This is a genomic window from Shewanella sp. 10N.286.52.E4 (assembly GCF_041468785.1).
In the GTDB taxonomy this organism is placed as follows: Bacteria; Pseudomonadota; Gammaproteobacteria; order Enterobacterales; family Shewanellaceae; genus Shewanella; species Shewanella electrodiphila.
Genome location: NZ_JBFRJJ010000027.1, coordinates 45,922 through 65,650, shown reverse-complemented (window position 1 = coordinate 65,650; position 19,729 = coordinate 45,922). Strand labels below are relative to the sequence as shown.

The 19,729-nt window shown below is 40.8% G+C and carries 19 protein-coding genes and 1 pseudogene; 5 read left to right on the top strand and 15 right to left on the bottom strand.

All coding sequences use genetic code 11. The annotated features are described in order from the left end of the window. From AB4153_RS16115 to rraA, 13 genes and pseudogenes are all read right to left on the bottom strand, one after another. Positions 1–1,082, bottom strand: a pseudogene (locus AB4153_RS16115) (adhesin); the annotation flags it as partial. Between the two features lie 208 nt (positions 1,083–1,290). Continuing rightward, complete coding sequence (gene hemB / locus AB4153_RS16110; protein WP_102526383.1) at positions 1,291–2,301, bottom strand: porphobilinogen synthase; 1,011 nt, start codon at positions 2,299–2,301, stop codon at positions 1,291–1,293. A 26-nt stretch (positions 2,302–2,327) separates the two neighbouring features. Continuing rightward, complete coding sequence (locus tag AB4153_RS16105; RefSeq protein ID WP_371998133.1) at positions 2,328–4,262, bottom strand: diguanylate cyclase; 1,935 nt, start codon at positions 4,260–4,262, stop codon at positions 2,328–2,330. Then, entirely contained in the window at positions 4,262–5,059 is a 798-nt protein-coding gene (locus AB4153_RS16100) for a TatD family hydrolase (RefSeq protein ID WP_102526384.1), read from the bottom strand. Before AB4153_RS16100 ends, AB4153_RS16105 begins: the two co-directional genes overlap by 1 nt. Positions 5,060–5,061: 2 nt before the next feature. Continuing rightward, on the bottom strand, positions 5,062–5,661 hold the full coding sequence (locus AB4153_RS16095; RefSeq protein WP_371998132.1) for a hypothetical protein: 600 nt from the start codon (positions 5,659–5,661) through the stop codon (positions 5,062–5,064). Between the two features lie 58 nt (positions 5,662–5,719). Further along, the gene (gene tatC, locus AB4153_RS16090; RefSeq protein WP_102526386.1) at positions 5,720–6,478 is read right to left on the bottom strand and encodes a twin-arginine translocase subunit TatC; all 759 of its coding nucleotides are present in this window, start codon (positions 6,476–6,478) and stop codon (positions 5,720–5,722) included. A 10-nt stretch (positions 6,479–6,488) separates the two neighbouring features. Next, positions 6,489–6,887, bottom strand: a complete 399-nt coding sequence (tatB, locus tag AB4153_RS16085; RefSeq protein WP_102526387.1) for a Sec-independent protein translocase protein TatB — start codon at positions 6,885–6,887, stop codon at positions 6,489–6,491. A 6-nt stretch (positions 6,888–6,893) separates the two neighbouring features. Further along, entirely contained in the window at positions 6,894–7,133 is a 240-nt protein-coding gene (tatA, locus tag AB4153_RS16080) for a Sec-independent protein translocase subunit TatA (protein WP_102526388.1), read from the bottom strand. 99 nt (positions 7,134–7,232) lie between these two features. Next, complete coding sequence (gene ubiB, locus AB4153_RS16075; RefSeq protein WP_102526389.1) at positions 7,233–8,882, bottom strand: ubiquinone biosynthesis regulatory protein kinase UbiB; 1,650 nt, start codon at positions 8,880–8,882, stop codon at positions 7,233–7,235. Beyond that, entirely contained in the window at positions 8,879–9,499 is a 621-nt protein-coding gene (locus AB4153_RS16070; RefSeq protein WP_371998131.1) for an SCP2 domain-containing protein, read from the bottom strand. The genes ubiB and AB4153_RS16070 overlap by 4 nt, the downstream gene beginning before the upstream one ends. Beyond that, the gene (gene ubiE, locus AB4153_RS16065; RefSeq protein ID WP_102526391.1) at positions 9,499–10,254 is read right to left on the bottom strand and encodes a bifunctional demethylmenaquinone methyltransferase/2-methoxy-6-polyprenyl-1,4-benzoquinol methylase UbiE; all 756 of its coding nucleotides are present in this window, start codon (positions 10,252–10,254) and stop codon (positions 9,499–9,501) included. Before ubiE ends, AB4153_RS16070 begins: the two co-directional genes overlap by 1 nt. A 602-nt stretch (positions 10,255–10,856) precedes the next feature. Beyond that, positions 10,857–11,894 (bottom strand): formimidoylglutamase, encoded by a 1,038-nt coding sequence (locus AB4153_RS16060; protein ID WP_371998130.1) that lies wholly within the window; start codon positions 11,892–11,894, stop codon positions 10,857–10,859. A gap of 129 nt (positions 11,895–12,023) precedes the next feature. After that, positions 12,024–12,509: a ribonuclease E activity regulator RraA gene (gene rraA, locus AB4153_RS16055; protein ID WP_102526393.1), complete on the bottom strand. Its 486-nt coding sequence runs from the start codon at positions 12,507–12,509 to the stop codon at positions 12,024–12,026. 382 nt (positions 12,510–12,891) lie between these two features. Here rraA and AB4153_RS16050 point away from each other — a divergent pair, with 382 nt between their 5' ends. The 3 genes from AB4153_RS16050 (at position 12,892) to AB4153_RS16040 (ending at position 15,109) form a co-directional block, all read left to right on the top strand. Further along, positions 12,892–13,149, top strand: a complete 258-nt coding sequence (locus AB4153_RS16050; protein WP_102526446.1) for a YgjV family protein — start codon at positions 12,892–12,894, stop codon at positions 13,147–13,149. Positions 13,150–13,435: 286 nt separating this feature from the next. Continuing rightward, positions 13,436–13,960 (top strand): phosphatase PAP2 family protein, encoded by a 525-nt coding sequence (locus AB4153_RS16045; protein ID WP_229371562.1) that lies wholly within the window; start codon positions 13,436–13,438, stop codon positions 13,958–13,960. 105 nt (positions 13,961–14,065) lie between these two features. Further along, positions 14,066–15,109, top strand: a complete 1,044-nt coding sequence (locus AB4153_RS16040) for an MJ1255/VC2487 family glycosyltransferase (RefSeq protein ID WP_102526394.1) — start codon at positions 14,066–14,068, stop codon at positions 15,107–15,109. Positions 15,110–15,217: 108 nt separating this feature from the next. On the opposite strand, the gene rsd is transcribed toward AB4153_RS16040, so the two are convergent. Next, positions 15,218–15,694 (bottom strand): sigma D regulator, encoded by a 477-nt coding sequence (gene rsd, locus AB4153_RS16035; RefSeq protein ID WP_102526395.1) that lies wholly within the window; start codon positions 15,692–15,694, stop codon positions 15,218–15,220. 469 nt (positions 15,695–16,163) lie between these two features. Here rsd and hemE point away from each other — a divergent pair, with 469 nt between their 5' ends. Beyond that, entirely contained in the window at positions 16,164–17,228 is a 1,065-nt protein-coding gene (gene hemE, locus AB4153_RS16030) for a uroporphyrinogen decarboxylase (RefSeq protein WP_371998129.1), read from the top strand. A gap of 612 nt (positions 17,229–17,840) precedes the next feature. Next, the gene (locus tag AB4153_RS16025; RefSeq protein ID WP_102526397.1) at positions 17,841–18,059 is read left to right on the top strand and encodes a hypothetical protein; all 219 of its coding nucleotides are present in this window, start codon (positions 17,841–17,843) and stop codon (positions 18,057–18,059) included. A gap of 165 nt (positions 18,060–18,224) precedes the next feature. On the opposite strand, the gene AB4153_RS16020 is transcribed toward AB4153_RS16025, so the two are convergent. Beyond that, positions 18,225–19,679: a sensor histidine kinase gene (locus AB4153_RS16020; protein WP_371998128.1), complete on the bottom strand. Its 1,455-nt coding sequence runs from the start codon at positions 19,677–19,679 to the stop codon at positions 18,225–18,227. Between the last annotated feature and the right edge of the window lie 50 nt (positions 19,680–19,729).

Below are 19,729 nucleotides of genomic sequence, written 5' to 3'. Positions count from 1 at the left end.
ATATCAGCCAGAGTATCGACTGGCAGTTGTGTGGTTGCAGATACAGGATTACCTGCAATATCGATAACTTCAGCAGTTGCAATCAGGGAGCCTTGATCAAAGTCTGATAAGTCTTGAGGAGGAAGAGTCCAGATACCATTTGCTACCGTGGTGTTGACTTGATGGTTTGAGCCATTTGCATCAGATAAGGTCACCATTATCGTTTGGCCATCTTCAACATTAACCACCGTCCCTTTAATGATGACAGACGATATTTCAGCAGCATTGATAACATTATCAAGATCTTCAATCTCGATACTGATACTAGCAAGGGTGTCTTTAACTGAGTTATCAAAAGCGGGTTCAGCTATTCCTTGATAAGTGGGAGCACTTATCTCTGCATTGAGAAGTCCTTCTGCAAGGTTGGATATATCAACATTGTCTAGACGCCAACTTTCGTTGATTACAGTGACTTCTATATAAAGTTGCTGGCCATGAACATCTGTCAGCTTCAAGCTCAATATCTGGCCATTAATAGCATCTAATGCTTGACCAGAAATACTAACAGAAGGGACTTCGAATCTATTTAAATAACCATCATTGGCATCATCAATATTGACGGATAGAGTGAGTGTTACAAAAGAATCCTGCTCGCCTATTAGCGAACTAATGTTATTAGTGTCCTTTAAAAGGTTATCACCTTGAGAGTTATAACCAGATTGTGCGATTAAAGCATTGTATTGAGTCTGAATGACATTGTAGAAATAGTTTAACCCTTGTGTCTCTGAAGATGGCGTCTTATTATATGCGTTATCAGGTGCTTGGCTATCAGGGCTATTTGGCTGTGTAGAAGAGGGAGTTGATGGATTTTGAGACGAATTAATCAATAAAGTATTTGGAATAGTGACAACTTGCTGAACAACGACGATATAGGGTGCGCTTTGGTCGTTAATGAGGATATCTTCTGCGTTGATATCATATAATGGAAGAGTATTAATGACTTGTTCAGAACTAATAGCGTGCCATTGACCATCGTTCGCAATTGCGAATACGCTCGAGCCAATTTTTACGTAATACAATACATCAATGCTATCCACAATCATTTGCATTCCTTAACTTTCAATCCATTGTCATCATTAACCTATACGTTATTGATGAAATTAAGCGCAAATTTAAGCATAAACCCTGTTAATTAATTTTTAAAGACTAGTTGAATGATTTAATTGTCTAGATTCAAAATGATATAAAAAAAGAGGCCAATTGGCCTCTTTTTGTAAACAATCTAAAAAATAAAGCGGTTAACGTTAGTTATTACTTATCTTCTTTGAGCCATTGTGCTGCTGATTTGGCGAAGTAAGTTAAAATACCATCCGCCCCAGCACGCTTAAAGCAAAGTAACGACTCCATCACAATGGCTTTTTCAGCTAACCAGCCATTTTGAATCGCTGCCATATGCATGGCGTATTCACCACTCACTTGATAAGCGAATGTCGGTACGGCAAGTTCAGTTTTAACTCGGCGGACAATATCTAAATACGGCATGCCAGGCTTAACCATAACCATGTCAGCACCTTCTTGAATATCTAAGGCGACTTCATGAAGTGCTTCGTCACTATTACCTGGATCCATTTGGTAGCTGTGTTTATTGCCACCTTTAAGGTTGCCAGCAGAGCCAACCGCATCACGGAAAGGGCCATAGTAGCTAGAAGAGTACTTAGCAGAATACGCCATGATTTGAGTATTCACATGACCTGCAGCTTCCAGCGCTTCACGAATAGCGCCAATGCGGCCATCCATCATATCTGAAGGGGCAACGATATCTGCGCCAGCTTCAGCATGAGATAATGCTTGTTTGACTAGAATTTCAGTCGTGATGTCATTAAGAATGTAACCAGTATCATCAATGATGCCATCTTGGCCATGTGTCGTGAACGGGTCTAGTGCAACATCTGTCATCACACCGAGCTCAGGGAAGGCTTGTTTTAGCTCACGCACTGCGCGTTGAACTAGGCCATCTGAGTTATAGGCTTCTTCTGCCATTAACGATTTTTTCTCAGCAGGAGTCACTGGGAATAATGCAATTAGCGGAATACCTAGTTCGACCAACTCTGCAGCTTCTTTAAGTAATAAATCAATCGAGTAACGTTCGACACCAGGCATTGATGCGACTTGTTCAGTGCGATTGTTTCCCTCAAGAATAAACATTGGGTAGATAAGATCATTCACCGATAATTTATTTTCTGACATTAAACGACGGCTGAAATCATGTTTACGCATACGGCGCATTCTGCGCTGTGGAAACGCACTAGTAATAATATTCACATTTGACTCCTGATATTAATCTCATCTTATTCTGGCGAAAATTGGCAAACTTGATTTCGCCCACCGCGCTTAGCTTGATAAAGCGCTTTATCTGCTTGTTCAAGTAACAAAGTCGGATGTTCTTCAGTTTCAACAACTGCAGCACTGACTCCGATACTCACAAAAAGGGGAATAGGGCTTCCTTCCCAATTAATTGATAACTTGGATATTGCTAGGCGAACGTGTTCTGCTAGCGTCATCGCTCCTTCACTATCAGTATTCGGTAATATAATAGCAAACTCTTCACCGCCAAAACGTGATACCAGATCGGTTGGACGCTTTAAATAATCTGAAATTGTTGTCGCAATCACTTTTATCGAGTGGTCACCCGCAAGGTGTCCGTGTTCGTCATTAATGGCTTTAAATTTATCGATATCAAGCATTAACAGCGCCAACGAGGTTTGTTGACGTCGGCTAATACGACCCTCAGCGGTTAAACGACGATCAAATTCGCTGCGATTTTTCACCCCAGTAAGGCTATCGATAGTGTTTTGCTGAGTCAGCTTTTGGTTCGCTTCATTGAGTTCACGTAAGGTCACTTCAAGTTCTAAGGTTCTTTCGGCAACCATTTGTTCAAGACGCTCATTTGCCTCGGCTTCTGCCCTTAATGCTTCATCTCGGTTTTGTTGTAAACGCACGGCTTGCTCAAGTGCTTTTTGCTGCATTTGTAATTTGGCTTTACGCTCATCGTTATAACGCATAGCCAGTACAGCGGCCATTATCACAACTTCAAATGTTAGTCCTATCATTACAGGTGTTTGCGGGAATACTGCCCAGTTGAGATAACCTAAATACATCAGCCCACTGAACAAGGAACCGACAAATAGACCAATACGACCTATTGCATATAATCGGGCATTTTTGGTTCTTTTGAAGACTTGGATAAGCGAAAAAACAATCAGTATAAAGCTGATGAAGATGACTGAAAAACTCAGTAGATAAAGGGAAAATTTAAAGTCGATAAAAGAGACAATTAAGCTTAATAAAATACAATATACCGCTAAGTAACGGCCAAGTAATAACATTCGCTTGCTGTGATATTTAAGTTGCATGACCTTTTCAGTAAACATCAATGCAAAAGCCAGTGCCAGCGGGATTAAGACGGGAACAGCTAACTGTTGTAAAGAGGGCCAGTTAGGCCATAAATACTGAAATGCAATACCATGAATACTAGCCACAATAACGGTTAAACAAATCACGTAGCCACTGTAGTAACTGTAACTGAACGACCCAGAGGCTAAGGCAATAAATAGGCTAAAAACCCCAATAGCAATCAAAATCCCAATTTGAAAACCATTCGCTAAACTTTGGGTTTCAATGGCATGGCTAAAATCGTTTTTACTCCATAACACTAAAGGAAAATTGAGGCTGCCACGATTATCAATTTTGAAATAAAACGTATGCAGTTCTCCTGGTTTTATATCAAAAGGATATAAAAATAAATTACTCTGCAATGGACGCTGATCGAAGGGGAGGGTGTCTCCCATATGTTCAATATTGAGTAATTCATTATTGACTAAATGGAATAGCTTAATGCTATCCATTAATGGGTTATCTAGAGCAATAATGCGTGATAGCTGATCATTTGGATTATAAAGACTGAAGCTTAACCAGGTATTTTTAGCGCCAATTTTGCGTAAGTCATTACTGGTTAATTTACGCCATTGACTCTGATTATTGTTCTGGAGTTTGAGGCTGGCAATTTCAGTGACATCATTCGAATTATGGATGTACAGCCACGGCTTTAAGTCGATTTTAGTGATTGAAGAAGCGGTTAAACGTAGTGGGATATTATGATGTTCTGTGTTGTCAGTATAACTGGTCGCATCATAAGCATTGACACCTGTGCTTAAGATGATGAAAAAACTTGATAATAACAATGCCATTGAGCGACGTAACCAATCCATATTGTGCTTTAGCATTATCGCTCGCCTAAATTAAACAAACGAATACTATTAGCATAACAATGGGCTGCAAACTCTTCATAAGGTTGGTTGCGAAGTGTCGCGATAGACTCAACAATATAAGGCAAGTATTGTGGCAGATTTTTGCTCGACTTAGGTTTTGGGCGCATGCTTCTTGGCAGCAAATAAGGGCTATCAGTTTCAACCACGAACCGATTGTTCGGGATAAGATGTACGATACTCGCAAGTTCTGCACCGCGTCTTTCATCGCAAACCCAGCCAGTGATGCCAATATATAAATCAAGGGCGATACATTCTTTAAGTTCGGTCTCTGTGCCTGTAAAACAGTGTAATACAGCGCTTGGGAGTTTATGGCGATAACGCTTTAAAATCGCGATAAAATCATCATGAGCATCACGACAATGCATCAAAACAGGCATATTCAATGTAGCTGCTAACGCAAGTTGTGCTTCAAAAGCCTGACGTTGATCTTTTCGAGGAGAAAAATCACGGTTGTAATCTAAACCACATTCGCCAATGGCGACGACATGTTTGCTATTGGCTATTTGAGTCAGTTTATCTAAGCTATTTTCATCCCAGCTACTGGCTTGATGAGGATGAACACCTGCGGTGCTATAAAGTTTAAGGGGATATTGCTGACAGAGCTTAGCGGACTCATCGCTCTCGGCAATATCACTGCCGATAACGATTAACGGTGAAACATGATGTTCCACCGCTTTGTGTATGATGTTGTCTATATCTGCTGCCAACCGACTACTCAGTAGATTAACAGCAATATCGATATGCTGAGGCATGATTAGTTAACGCGCTTAACTCGCATAGTCGAGTTACGGTCATCACTGCCAAGCAAGAATGAGCTTAACGCACCTTTTTCGATATAGATGGTTTGACCCGCTTTTAATTTGTAGCGTGAAGTCCCTACTTGTTTCCAAGTTTGGTCGTTAGATAATTTAACGATTAATGCGCCATAAGGATCTTTACTAACTGAACTGACTTCAGCATATAAACGAACATCATCCTCTTCTTCTGACACTTGCTTTAAGCCAAAAGTCTGTTCATCTTTTTCTGCTGTATTTTTCTTTAGACCAAACTCTTGTTCAGCAGTACTGGCAGCTTGAGTTGAAGAAACACTTGCAACGGCAGGTGCAACAGTCGTAGGGGTGTTTGCTGCAACTGTTGCGGTTGCAACGGCTGTAGCTTCTGTTGAAGTTGTAGGCACTGCAGCAGGAAGCTGAGTTGCAACTGCGGTATTAACTGAAGCCGCCAATGCGTCAAAGCACATTAGGCGGTCTAATTTATCAGTATGACTGGCACAATTAGCCAGTTGTTGCTCGATGCTAGCATGAGCTTGAGAAGAGATAGCCAAAGCAAAAGTGGCAACCAAGGTTAAACGCATAACAGAATCCTTCTTTATTATTGTTTTACTAGTCCATGAGTAACAAATGCAATTAACTTTAGCTGTCGGTGCGTTCGCTCTCAGACTCTTCGTTATCTGTATCTTCTTTCGGCGTATATAGCTTGGCTGCTAATAGTCCGCCTTCAAATAATATTAACATAGGAATTGCTAACATTGTTTGAGAAATAATATCTGGTGGCGTTAGCATCATGCCAACGACAAAAGCACCAACGACAATATATGGTCGTTTTTGCTTAAGCTCTTCAGGTGTGGTGACACCTGCCCAGCACATTAATACCACAGCAACAGGGATTTCAAAGGCCAAACCAAAGGCAAAAAACAACTTTAGAATAAAGCTTAAATAGCTGCTGATGTCGGTTGCCACAGTAACACCTTCAGGCGCAACACTGGTGAAAAAGCCAAATACAACCGGGAATACAATGTAATAAGCAAACGCGATCCCTAAATAAAACAGCAAGGTACTGCTGAATAACAGAGGGGTCACTAGACGTTTTTCATGCTTATATAAACCTGGTGCAACAAACGACCAAGCTTGGTAAAGCACATAAGGAATCGCCACAAAAAATGATAAAACTAAGGTTAACTTAAATGGGGCGAAAAATGGCGCAGCTACATCAGTAGCAATCATACTGCTTGTTTCAGGCAGTGACTGCATTAATGGAATCGCCATGTAATGGTATATATCATTTGCCCAGTAAACTAAACAGATAAACACCAGCAAAACACTGCCGATAGCTCTGAGTAATTTATTACGCAATTCAAGCAAATGACTAATGAGAGGTAGCTGTTGTGACATTGATTACCCGCTAGCTTTTGGTATTTGAACTGGTTGAGTCATTTGTTGGCGCACTTGATTCAGTGCTGCTTTCAGCTGATTCCGCTTTAGGTGCATCCTTTTTAACGTCTTCTACTTGGTAGGGACGATTAACGGATTGCGCAGCATCTTTTAGCTGATCAATAGACTCTTGTAATTCAGGAGATAGGTTAGACAAACCTTTGCTTTCAGCTTTCTTTAAGTCAGCATGAAGCTCTTCGATTTTAAGCTCTTGCTCTAATTCGTCTTTAACAGAGTTTGCCATTCGCTTTAATGAGCGAATCCACCCAGAGATTGAACGTACCGCAGTAGGAAGTCTTTCGGGGCCGAGAACCACTAGCCCCAAAATTCCAATCAGCAGTAGCTCCATAAAGCCAATACCGTCGAACATAATGAATTACGCCTGTTCTTTGTCCTTTGACTCGGACTTTTGTTCAGTTGCCTGTTGAGAGGTTTTTGCAGTGCTATCTTTATCTTCTAAAGATTTTTTCTCTTCATCTTCAGGATTCATAGCATTTTTGAAGCCTTTAACTGCTCCACCTAAATCACCACCTAAAGAACGTAACTTTTTAGTTCCGAATAACAAAACAACAATTAACGCAACGATAAGAAGCTGCCAAATACTGATGCCGCCCATGAACATTTCCTCTATAGAATAAAAAAGTGTTTTTAATAATGCCTAAATTTTAGCACTCATTATATTGAGTATTATGAACCTCTAATGAATAAGTGCTAGTTAAAATTTACGATTCTTTGGTCTGGATCGCCATCCTGTGAACCAAAGCACTATACCTGCAGTTAGACAAATATAAGAAGGCCATAGTGTAGCGTCTTGATTTAATAATAGTGTGCCGCAGATCAACAATACAGCAGATGTTATTAAGAAGTAGTTACTTTTATGAGCTTTGTGTTGAAACTTCAGATACTTATCTAGCATCTGTTGTTGTGTTCCTAGCAGTTTACGACCCACTTTTAGGTTGTCGTAAATAAGCTCTGGGAATTCTGGCAGTTTTTCAGCCCAATATGGCGACTTCATTTTTACTTTGTCAAATATCGCTTTAGGCCCGACTTGCTCAGACATCCATTGCTCTAAAAAAGGTTTCGCTGTCGACCAAAGATCAAGCTGTGGGTAAAGCTGACGGCCTAAACCTTCGATGTACAGTAAGGTTTTTTCAAGCAAGACTAATTGCGGCTGTACCACAATATCGAACTGACGAGCGGTGCGGAACAACTCTAGTAATACATGGCCAAATGAAATTTCATCTAATGGTTTATTGAACATCGGTTCGCAAACCACTTTAACCGCTTGCTCGAATGCTAACACATCGGTGTTTTCTGATACCCAGCCAGATTCAATGTAAAGCTGAGCAATACGTTGATAGTCGCGGTTAAAGAAGGCTAAAAAGTTTTCTGCTAAATAGCGTTTATCAACATCATTTAAGGTGCCCATAATCCCGCAATCCATGCCAATGTAAAATGGGTTATCAGGGTGCTCACGGCTAATGAAAATATTGCCGGGGTGCATATCAGCATGGAAAAAATTATCACGAAATACCTGGGTGAAAAACAGCTCAACGCCGCGCTCAGCAAGTAATTTTAAATTGGTACCCTGGGCTCTCAGTGCTTCAACATCGGAAACAGGAATACCGTACACACGTTCCATTACCATTAGGCGGGAGTAGCAATAATCTTCATACACGTAAGGTACGTACAGTGCGTCAGAATCTAAGAAGTTATTGCGAAGCTTAATCGCATTAAGGGCTTCAAGGTTTAAATTGAGTTCCCCGAGAATCGTGGTGCGATAATCTTCAATCACTTCTGCAGGGCGTAAGCGGTTGCCTTCGCCTAGTAACCTTTCTAAAAAGCTCGCCGCTTGGCACATAAGCTGTAAATCAGCCTGTACTTGCGCTTCAACATTTGGGCGAAGTACTTTTAATACCACTTCAGCGCCATTTTCTTTGAGGTTTGCGGTATGCACTTGCGAGATCGACGCTGAAGCCAATGGCGTTTCATCAAAATTATCAAATAAGCTTTCAATCGGCGCTTTTAGTTCGGCTTCAATGGCTTCGCGGGCCAAAGCTGAATCGAATGGAGGTACTCTGTCTTGAAGCATGGCTAGCTCTTCTGCCCACTCATCATTGAGTAAGTCACGACGTGTAGATAGCATTTGTCCGAGCTTGATATAAACCGGCCCTAACTCTTGCATCGCCAATTTTAGCCGCTGAGCTGATGGCTTATCTTTGTGTTGGTTACGGAGCCAGAAAAAGCTGTGTCGCAGAAGAGAGAAGTACCAGGGTGTTTTATTACTGGGTAAAAGTTCGTCTAAGCCGTAATGTAATACAGTTTTGATGACTTGATAACCGCGCCTGATACTTGCAATTGTCATGGGGTAATTTTTTCTCTTAATTTATCTATTCGGGTAACCAGTGCCGATGTGCTATCAGCGAGTTCTTCAAGATTATCACGAAAATGAATGAATTCTATTTGATGGGGGGCAAGACGATATTCTTCGGTGGTTAATTGGCCAACGTGAGAACGTGACTTTTCAAAAACCTGCTTTGCTGAACTGGCAAGTTGTTTAGCGCCAGAAACCAACATATGCGTCGGAGCATCCCCAATATAACGTGACAAGGGCTCTGCAAAATCTAATTCAATATGACGCAGATAATGGCTAAAACTTTGTAATAAATTAACGTCGCCATCAAGCTTCAGCTTATCTTGTTTAATCAGCTCTGTTAGGCTTTCGCCTTCAGATATTTGGTAAAGTGTGGTGGCATCGGCTGTCACGCTGACATCGATATCCCCATCATAAATACTGAGTACTTGAACTTGTTTAGCAAAGACTAAATATAAAGGCCATTCAAGCTGACTTAATTGAATGCAGAACACTTTGCCGTGTAAATTTTTAAGGCGTGCATATTCACCCTGATCTTGCGCTTGTAACTGAGCAATGGCAGTTTCTAGAGCGGCGCAAGTCAGTAATGAAAAATGGTTGGGCTGCATCAGAACTTATAACCACGGTGCAATGCAACAACACCATCAGTCATGTTGGTGTAATCAACTTGCTCAAGACCTGCATCAATCATCATTTGCTTTAATGTTTCTTGATCTGGGTGCATACGAATTGATTCAGCTAAGTACTCATAGCTGTCAGCATCTTGAGTGATTAGTGCGCCCATTTTAGGCAATACTTTAAAGCTATACATATCGTAAACTTTGCGCATTACTTCATGTTGTGGCTTTGAGAACTCAAGCACCAATAACTTTCCGCCAGGTTTTAACACGCGGCGCATTGAGCGTAATGCTGCATCTTTGTCTGTCACGTTACGTAGGCCAAATGCGATAGTGATAATGTCAAAATAATTATCAGGGAACGGTAAGGCTTCAGCATTGGCTTGAACATAATCTACGTTCCCTACAATGCCTTTGTCGCGTAATTTAGTCCGACCAACTTTTAACATTGAGTCGTTAATGTCCGCTAAAATAACTTGGCCACGGTCGCCGACTAAATGTGAGAATTTAGCGGTTAAGTCACCAGTACCACCGGCCAGATCCAACACTTTCATGCCAGGACGTGCGCCCGCAGTTGCAATAGTGTGGCGTTTCCAGAAACGATGAACACCAAATGACATGACATCATTCATAATGTCGTATTTAGCTGCAACCGAGTGAAATACGTCAGCGACTAAGTCAGCTTTCTTTTCTGAATCAACGGTCTTATAACCAAAATGAGTGTTCTTTGGGTCGCCCTCAGACATCTGTGTATTCCTATAATATGCGGTAATTAACAGCGAGTGTATGCCATTGCTTGCTTTGCAGAAACTTTAATCAGCGAGAGTGTGATCCAGTTTACTAGAAACAGCGTGGAATTCAGCGATACAGAATCGATATATGCTTTTGTGTAAATAGCGCTGTAAAAACAGTTCTACTAAAATTGCCCTGCATTAGACCATAAATCTGTTCGATATTGAATAGCCTGTAAATGGTGAAATAACACATGAGCAGTAATTGATACGTTTAATCTAATAACAAGGTTCAACTATAGCCAAGCCTGTTGACATGACTGTTAGTTATTGAGTTTAAGGCGTGTTGATCTTTCAAGGTTATTTTTGCAGCGAATTATTGTTGATTTAGACAAGGCTGATGCTCTGTTATGCAGTTATTTCATATAAAAAGCCGATAACGTTGTAAAAAGTGGACAACAAACGTTGCCTGAAAGATTCGGCTAAAAACGGATTCTGCATTATTGAGCGAATTTGTTGCGAATAAAGAGTGCTTAGATTACGAGGCGGCAATTCTCTCGCCGCCGCTTAATCCGTTTTTATCTTGAGCAACGTTCAACTAGCTAAGACCAACACGCCTAATATTGGACAGGTTTCTTCGCTTGAATATAGGCATATATTAATTCGCTAACACTTTGACCAACATCTCTATTGCCTGCGATTTCACCAGCCTCATGACATTGGGGCGCGGCTTCTGCAATGTGCAGATATGCCGTTTGACAGTGTTTGGCTATATAGTGGATGTAATGACATGCATCTAACAATGGCACGCCAGCAAACGTTGATGCACTGCTGGGCATTTTTGCAATAGCATCGACATCCAGTTCGAGCGCAACAGGAAGCTGGGTTTGGTTTAAGTTGTTGGCAATTGCCTTTAAAGCCTCTTCCAAACTCACTTCTCGCCTGACCCATATTTGCTGAAAGCTATGCCACTCGCCGCCAAATAAACTTAGCTGCTCTAGAGTGGTTTCGCTGTTTTTAAGCTCATGTAGTCCTAGAACGTGGTAATAAGCTAAGGCGCCATTGGCTGTGGCGTAGCTAAAGCCATTGCCACTATGTCGTCCTTCTCGAGGTCTGAAATCACTATGGGGGTCTAGGTTTACGGCTGCGGCGGCTTGATTGAAATGAGACTTCAGCGCCATTAATAATCCATAAGCATTATTGTGGCCGCCACCAATCACAATAGGCTCAAGCTCTGCTGCGAGAATGTGACTGATTACTTCAATGACTTGTTGGTCAAGTTCAGCTGTAGCCTGTCTTAGTTGTTCTGTACTGGCGTGAGTATCGAGTTGCTTAGGTTCAATATTACCTAAAATAAGACATTCACTGCCGTTGAGGTAGCGGTTTGATTGTAAATTCAGTAGCTGGCTCATTGCGGCATTAAATGCGGTGGTTGAACCGCCACGGCCTAAGTTTGCTCTGGGGCCTGCATCTTCACTAATACCCAAGATCACAAACTGTACGCCTTGATTTTTTGCTTGTACAAGGGCATGTTTTAGCTCGCTAGGTTGAGTGTTCATCTGACTGAGCAATTGCACCTGCTGGCCTAACTTGGTTTCGCCATCGCGCGTTGATAGATATGTATCTAACCAGGCTTGAGTCATCATTTGCAGCATAGGGCCTACTTATCTCGTTATTATTGTTATGTGAGCAGTGATATCTAATTTATTCATTAGCGTTTATTTTACAGGCAATAAAAAAGCCAGCATAGCTGGCTTTAGTTTATTTATGCAATATTGAATCGATTATTCAATATCTAAAGCTTCAGGCGATAAAATCACCCCAGTGTTATCAGCATAAATATGATCGAAAGGTAGGAAAGTCACACCGCCAAAATTGACTGGAATTTCGACCTCACCAACACCATTACTGTCGGCGCCAATTGGAATTGAAGCAAGTGCTTGAATACCAATGTCCATTTCTTCTAATGTGTCTACGTCTCTTACTGAGCCATAAACAATAATGCCTTCCCACTTATTAGCAACTGCAATTTCTGCGATAGAAGCATCGACCAATGCGCGGCGCATAGAGCCACCACCATCAACTAATAATACTTTGCCTTCGCCATCAGCCTGAAGAGCATCAGCAATCAGGCCGTTATCTTCAAAGCACTTAATGGTGCTAATAGAACCACCAAAAGAGCTAGTACCGCCATAGTTACTGAACATAGGTTCGACGACATCAACAACATCTAAATACATATCACACAGTTCTGAGGTGTTGTATTCCATAGTGACACTCCTTGGGGTTAGCGATTTGAATAAATTCGCCAGTAGTTAAGCAATCTTAAATGAATTATATGAGCTTTTTTTGAAATTAACAGCGATATTCATCACCAGAATGCGATAAAGCAACAAGTTGATTTATAACCTGATGTTATAAGCAGCCATAATGATCCAGTTTAGCTTAGTCTGTAAGAAAGTAACTTACATAATGGCCTTGGGGTGAAACAAATATTGATCTTAGTCATCATATTACGGATTTTTATTACAACCTTGTATGAATTTTTGTTAATATCAGCACTTAATTAAATGCAGTTTGTTTTATTTGCTTTAGGGGCACGGACCCCCCGTAACGCTTATGGATGGCAGAGAGCCTTACTTAGAGGTTCTTATGGAAGGGTTAGACGTTGTTGAAATCATTGGTTATGGCGCATCTGTTATGGTGGCGATTTCGTTAATGATGAAAGACATTATTTGGCTTCGCTGGTTAAATTTTGTTGGTTGTACATTATTCGTTATTTACGGTGTACAAATTGAAGCATGGCCAGTGGCTGGTATGAACGCGTTCGTGGCTGGGATCAATATTTTTCATTTGATCAAAATCTATCGCACCAGTAAATCCGACAATCTTGCAGAAGCATCAGCTTAAATTTTTTGTCGAATGAGGTGTCTTCCCAAGGCACCTTACTTTTATTGCCTTAAGTAACTTTAATCACCTTAACTTAATCACCTTAACTTAATCACCTTAACTTAATCACCTTAACTTAAGTCTCGTTGGCTAAATCCTCCCTAAGTACTCTCAATTAATTCTTTCTCGAGGCAGTCTAATTAACACTTTGTCATAAAACTTTCGATAGATTGTCATGTCTCCGTCATTCGAAATATTTACAGTCCTTACAATGGTTGAATAACAATTAATCAATAAGGGCATAATTATGGCAAAGGACGTGACGTTAAGCATCGCCAACTTAGACAAGCAGTTGTTTTGTCATATTTTGACTTTCTGTCGTGATCATAAAATCACTGATTTTGCTAAAAAAGTGTCAGCAACAGGTGATGGTCATTGCTACGTGTACATGGCGGTAGGCTTATTGTTTCTTCATCCTCAAGGCAGTCATTTTTTTAATTTGATGCTTGTAAGTTACGTGATTGAACTGCCACTTTATTTGTTATTAAAAAATTCTATTCGTCGCACTCGTCCTTGCGCTGCATTTGCAGGTTTCGAGTCTGATTTTCAACCTTCAGATAAATTCAGTTTACCGTCAGGACATACTGCAGCAGCTTTTATTATGGCGTCGGTTGTCATGACAACGTTTCCTATATTGGCACCAATCGCGTTTGCTTGGGCTGGTTTTATTGGTTTATCTCGAATCGCATTAGGTGTGCATTACCCGTTAGATATTTTGGCTGGTATGGGACTGGGTATAGGCGCAGTCACCTTGGCTGAACAATTTATTTAATCCGTTAGCGTATTTATATTGCTTTAAATAACAAGATGTCTAATTAACAACTCACCGTCACCCTAAGTGTGATGCAATATTGCTTGAGTTAGCACAAGGAACTTTATGAAAATATTATATGGTGTTCAAGGGACTGGAAATGGCCATATTAGTCGTGCGCGTGTCATGGCGAAATCATTGAGTAAAACAGATGTCGAAGTCGACTTTTTATTTAGCGGTCGTAATAAAGATCAATATTTTGATATGGAGTGCTTTGGTGACTATCAAGTAAGAGAGGGGATGTCGTTTATTACTGAGTCAGGTCGAGTTAATTTGACCAAAACGGTGAAACGTAATTTATCGTCATCTATTTTATCTGAAGTTCAGCAAATGGATTTGTCTGATTACGATTTAGTCTTGAATGATTTTGAGCCTGTTACGGCATGGGCGGCTAAAAAACAGGGGGTTACCTCCATCAGTATTAGTCATCAAGCTGCGCTGCAGTATCCTGTGCCAAAGCAGGGAATGAGCTGGTTTGATCGGGTACTATTAAATAACTTTGCGCCAACAGATATTAAGCTTGGTTGTCATTGGCACCATTTTGGGTTTCCAATATTACCGCCATTTGTTGAAGTAGAACCTAACTCTGGCGATCATAGTCATCAAATATTGGTGTATCTTCCGTTTGAAAATGCCGACACTATTGCCAAATTCTTAAGCCCATTCTCAGAGTATCAATTTTTTGTTTATCACGCAGATAAACCGTTACAGGGATTACCCGAACACATAAATTGGTTTGGTTTTAATCGTGAAGGATTTAAGCAGCATATGTCTCAGTGTGGTGGGGTGATTGGTAATGCAGGCTTTGAATTGGCGAGTGAAGCGATGACCCTTGGCAAGAAGTTGCTGGTTAAGCCATTGCAAGGTCAGTTTGAGCAGTCCTCTAATGTGGCAGCATTAGAGTTATTAGCTGCAGCGCAAAGCATGGATAAATTAGATGCAGGTATTTTAAATCGCTGGCTTAAGTCAGCTTCACCTAAGCCGATTAAATATCCACAAGTGGGTGATGCACTGGTTAAGTGGCTTAAGCAAGGTGATTGGCATCAGCATCAAGTGTTGTGTAATGATCTTTGGTCACAGGTAGAGTTACCAGATAATTGGCGTAAATAAGCTAGGTAAGTGGATCGTTATACGTGCTAGAGAAGCTCTCTTTTGATGAAAATCAAAGAGAGCTTTTTAATGTGTGAATAAGGCTTAAATGGATAAGTGTTAAGCGAGTTAACTTGCTTTTGAATGGTGCTCGTGAAGTTGCTCAAGTAGTTCATCTTCGAAGGCAAAGCGGGTTTCCATTGCTTGAGCTAATTTAGAGAGATCTGCATCTAGGTCCATTAATACATCATCATTATCGGCTTCAGTGTATTTATCATTAAAGTCGAGGGCTGCATCAGTGGTTTCACTGATTTGTGGTAATAATGTTTGCGCTCTTTCTTTACTGCTTTCGCCAAATTTCTCGCATTCAGTTACCACCTGATCATAGACTTCGAAGTGGCCTTCTGAGACATAATCCACCAATTGTGCACAGAATTGCTTAACAGCATCAGCTTTAGGCAGGCTTTTAGCGGGCATGGTATATGGCGCAAGGCCGGCAATTTTGAAATATTGGATCAGCAACGTTCTGCGATGATGTAGCCATTGATCGACAAGCTTGTTAGAGCCGCCCCATTTTTGTTCGGCTTTTTCTAGTTTTGTCAGCATAACGAATTCCAGTGTTGCAACTAATCCATATCACTTAATGTATGAGAGAAAGTGACTATTGATCAACTGTTTTCTGTAAAAGATCTAATGGATCGACCAGATAAGGTCTTATTTGATAGTGATTTGTATCACGGGGAAATAGCATAAAAAGAAAAATGCCCAGTGATAGCAAGCTACCACTGGGCAAATAGATTTTTTTAAGGGCTCGATTTATCGTGCTTCTTGATTGTTCTTGCTAGCGCAGACTTTTTATACCAAAGGCGAACAAGAGGTGCAACTTTTTTATCCAATTAGGCTACCTGATACCTAAATATGGGTATTATTGTGAGCATGCTAACGATTACATTAGCAATTTCGATACTAGTTAGGGTGTTAGTTCACATTAATTTAGCATCGCTGGTTACATTAATCGCATAAGTGCTAAACTACGCGCCAGCGGATATCACTATATGTTTAGGAATTAAGCCCAATGGCAGAATTAAAGAATGATCGTTATTTACGCGCCTTATTAAAACAGCCTGTTGACAAAACACCTGTGTGGATGATGCGTCAAGCTGGACGTTATCTACCTGAATATAAAGCGACTCGCGCAGAAGCGGGTGACTTTATGTCTCTTTGTAAGAACCAAGATTTAGCATGTGAAGTGACGTTACAACCACTTCGTCGTTACGACTTAGATGCTGCAATTCTATTCTCAGATATTCTTACCGTTCCAGATGCAATGGGCTTAGGTCTTTACTTTGAAACAGGCGAAGGCCCACGTTTCGAACGTCCTACTGACACCATCGATTCAATCAAAAAGCTTTGCATTCCAGATCCAGAAGATGAATTAGGTTACGTAATGCGTGCTGTTAGCACCATCCGTCGTGAACTAAAAGGTGAAGTACCTTTAATCGGTTTCTCTGGTTCACCTTGGACACTAGCGACTTACATGGTCGAAGGTGGTTCAAGCAAGACTTTCGAAAAGATCAAGAAAATGGCTTACGAAGAGCCAGCAACATTACACATGCTTTTAGACAAGTTAGCTGACTCAGTTATCTTATACCTAAACGCACAAGTAGCTAATGGCGCGCAATCGTTAATGATCTTTGATTCATGGGGCGGTGCGTTATCTCACCACGCTTACCGTGAATTCTCACTACGTTACATGCAAAAAATCGTTGATGGTTTAACTCGCCATGCAGACGGTCGCCAAGTACCAGTTACCTTATTCACTAAAGGTGGCGGACTGTGGTTAGAATCTATGGCTGAAACAGGTTGTGATGCACTAGGTTTAGACTGGACTGTTGACATCGGTGATGCACGTCGTCGTGTTGGACATAAAGTTGCGCTTCAAGGCAACATGGACCCATCTGTACTTTACGCATCTCCTGAGCGTATTCATCAAGAAGTTGACCAAATCTTGTCATCTTTCGGTGAAGGTACTGGCCATGTATTTAACTTGGGTCATGGTATTCATCAACATGTTAATCCAGAGCATGCTGGCGCATTCATTAACTCAGTTAATCAATTATCGCCTAAGTACCATAAATAAAAATACCATAAATAAAGCGCCGCAAATAATTGATGGTGCATAATTTGGGTATTAAATAAAAGACGAGCATGGCTCGTCTTTTTTTATGGCAAGAATAAATAGAAAATTAACAAAGGACTGTTAGGGCTTGTTGAACTTTGCTGGTTGAGTTTTGTTCGAGATAAAAACGGATTAAGCGCGGCGAGTGAATTGCCGCCTAGTAACCTAAGCACTCTTTATTCGCAAAAAATTCGCTCAACAATGCAGAATCCGTTTTTAGCCGAACCCTTCGGGCAGCGTTTGTTGTTCATTTTTACTGCGTTATCGGCTTTTTATGTAGAATAACTACACCACAAAGCCTCTGTCTTGTCTAAATGAACAACAATTTGCTGCAAAAACAACCTTGAAAGATCAACATGCCTAGACTATATAAATCATTGTTTTAACTATTTAGGTGCGCTTTATCACAAAGTGAGAATGGAATATTCTATTTTGTGATCTTTGCAAAACTCTTCATGGAACTAATTTGATATTTTATGCTCATTGTGAGAATAATATTAATAAGCTGACTAGCTTTGTTTTATGGTGGGATGGAAGCCACATCTAGTAGCCTTTGCCAAAAGAGAGATAAATATGAAAGTTCAAATTATTGTTGCGTTAGTATTCTTTGCTATTTTTGCTGCACTGCTACCTGGTACCCATTACATCTATGTTGCTAATGCTGGTTACTACATGGGGCAATTCGTAACTGTTGCTGCAGTATTGCTAATGTGGGGCTGTTTAGCTGCTGGTTTTGTGAGTCTTTTCTTCCACAAAATTAAAGCTTTGTACCTTTCAATTGAAAATGGCTAGTCACAGCCTGATTCATTGAGAGTGATGCTCGTAAACGGGAATACTCTCAGAATGATTATTTAGCGACGCTGTCGATAGATAATATATAAAGCCACCATTTTAAGGTGGCTTTCTTGTTTTTTAACCTTTGTTTTTTCTTAAAATATTGCAGTAGCAACGAAAGAGTTAATGGGTTGCTAGCTCAATCATAAAGTGACTTCCTTTTCCAGGGGTACTTTTTATATCAATTCTGCACTTTAATAAGCCTAATAACTGCCTGACAATGGCTAAGCCAACTCCGAGTTGTGGCAGCGCTTGATTTGGCTCAAAGTTAAGCTGCTGCATAGATAACTGTTTCAAAGCCTCTACTTCATGCTTGTGCATGCCTGCGCCAGTATCCTCAACCGCTAACCACGTTTGATCATGATGTGTTTCACTGTAAACCGTTATCGTGCCGCCTTTAGGTGTGTATCGCAGTGCGTTGTCGACGAGATTATTTAAAATCCGCCTCATCAGCTGAGGATCGGTATAAACCTGCAGTTGATCCGTGACATTAAAATCTAATCTAATCCCTAGTTTTTTTGCTCTAGGGGCAAAAGTTTGATTTAAATCGAGTAAGACTTCACGCAAATTAATTTTAGCTATTTGAGCACTGATTTGGCCATTTTCAAGGGCGGCAAGCTCAAGTAACTGCGATAATAATTGCTGTAAGTTTTGCCCTGAATTGGCAGCATATTCAATGTATTCTGCTTGACGCTCTTCAGGTGGTGACAGTAACCAAGTATCAATATAACCAATCAACGAAGTTAATGGTGTCTTTAAGTCATGGGATAAGTGAAGTAAAAAGTCATGTTTGGCCTGTTGTTGTCGTTTCACTTGTTGATGTTGCTGGTTTAACTCTTGCAGCAAGTGATTAATGTGCTCACTGAGCTTTTTGATTTCTAAGCTGCCGTTATAGCGATTCGGCAAAGCCAAATTTTCTTCTAAGGGAGCGTCTTTAAGGCGAGTTAAATCACTGGCAAGCTTTTGAATCGGGCGAGTGAAAAAACCTAATAACAGCACAAATAGAATCAACGCGAAAATCACCCAAAAACCGATTGTTGCGCCCCAAAGTTTAGGCTGGTTTTCTGAATTAATTAATGCCTGCCAACTGTCATAATCCTCGCCGCCAATGATTACGTATAAGTATCCACTATGAAGGCCGTTTTCTGTCACGAGTGGACTGACGGAGAATATTTTCTGGGTTTCAGTTGAGCGTGGATCTGTGCCTAAAATCGGTAAGTCACCACCTGCAATAAACTGCTTAATTTGGCTAAGGTTGACGCGATCTTTTTTGATTTTTTCTTCTTTGGCATCATAAGCGATGACACGGCCTTCGGGATCAAGGGTATAAATTTCAAAGCTTGGCCCTAACAGCATAAAGTCATGAAATGCTTCCTTTAGCGCGGCATCTGAGGTAATACCTTGTGAAAGTAACGGGTTGATATGCGCCATATGTTCGGCAAGTTGCAGATGTAATGATTGCTGAATTTGATTACGACTAAATTCGTGATTCAGTTGCAACCACTGCCACAGTGCGACAAATAACAGTAATACCACCACAGTCGCAGATAGGAACAGCCGGTTAAATAATCGATTCATGATGCGGGACCTACCTTGGTTCGACTAGGGTGAATGAAGTCAGAATACTG

Coding starts and splice junctions, on each gene's coding strand:
- AB4153_RS16020 (WP_371998128.1), bottom strand. CDS start 19,679: ATGAATCGATTATTTAACCGGCTGTTCCTATCTGCGACTGTGGTGGTA.
- AB4153_RS16105 (WP_371998133.1), bottom strand. CDS start 4,262: ATGCTAAAGCACAATATGGATTGGTTACGTCGCTCAATGGCATTGTTA.
- AB4153_RS16095 (WP_371998132.1), bottom strand. CDS start 5,661: ATGCGTTTAACCTTGGTTGCCACTTTTGCTTTGGCTATCTCTTCTCAA.
- tatC (WP_102526386.1), bottom strand. CDS start 6,478: ATGTCACAACAGCTACCTCTCATTAGTCATTTGCTTGAATTGCGTAAT.
- AB4153_RS16050 (WP_102526446.1), top strand. CDS start 12,892: ATGGAAGGGTTAGACGTTGTTGAAATCATTGGTTATGGCGCATCTGTT.
- tatA (WP_102526388.1), bottom strand. CDS start 7,133: ATGGGCGGCATCAGTATTTGGCAGCTTCTTATCGTTGCGTTAATTGTT.
- AB4153_RS16070 (WP_371998131.1), bottom strand. CDS start 9,499: ATGCAGCCCAACCATTTTTCATTACTGACTTGCGCCGCTCTAGAAACT.
- rraA (WP_102526393.1), bottom strand. CDS start 12,509: ATGGAATACAACACCTCAGAACTGTGTGATATGTATTTAGATGTTGTT.
- AB4153_RS16025 (WP_102526397.1), top strand. CDS start 17,841: ATGAAAGTTCAAATTATTGTTGCGTTAGTATTCTTTGCTATTTTTGCT.
- AB4153_RS16040 (WP_102526394.1), top strand. CDS start 14,066: ATGAAAATATTATATGGTGTTCAAGGGACTGGAAATGGCCATATTAGT.
- AB4153_RS16060 (WP_371998130.1), bottom strand. CDS start 11,894: ATGCTGCAAATGATGACTCAAGCCTGGTTAGATACATATCTATCAACG.
- rsd (WP_102526395.1), bottom strand. CDS start 15,694: ATGCTGACAAAACTAGAAAAAGCCGAACAAAAATGGGGCGGCTCTAAC.
- tatB (WP_102526387.1), bottom strand. CDS start 6,887: ATGTTCGACGGTATTGGCTTTATGGAGCTACTGCTGATTGGAATTTTG.
- ubiE (WP_102526391.1), bottom strand. CDS start 10,254: ATGTCTGAGGGCGACCCAAAGAACACTCATTTTGGTTATAAGACCGTT.
- hemE (WP_371998129.1), top strand. CDS start 16,164: ATGGCAGAATTAAAGAATGATCGTTATTTACGCGCCTTATTAAAACAG.
- AB4153_RS16045 (WP_229371562.1), top strand. CDS start 13,436: ATGGCAAAGGACGTGACGTTAAGCATCGCCAACTTAGACAAGCAGTTG.
- ubiB (WP_102526389.1), bottom strand. CDS start 8,882: ATGACAATTGCAAGTATCAGGCGCGGTTATCAAGTCATCAAAACTGTA.
- AB4153_RS16100 (WP_102526384.1), bottom strand. CDS start 5,059: ATGCCTCAGCATATCGATATTGCTGTTAATCTACTGAGTAGTCGGTTG.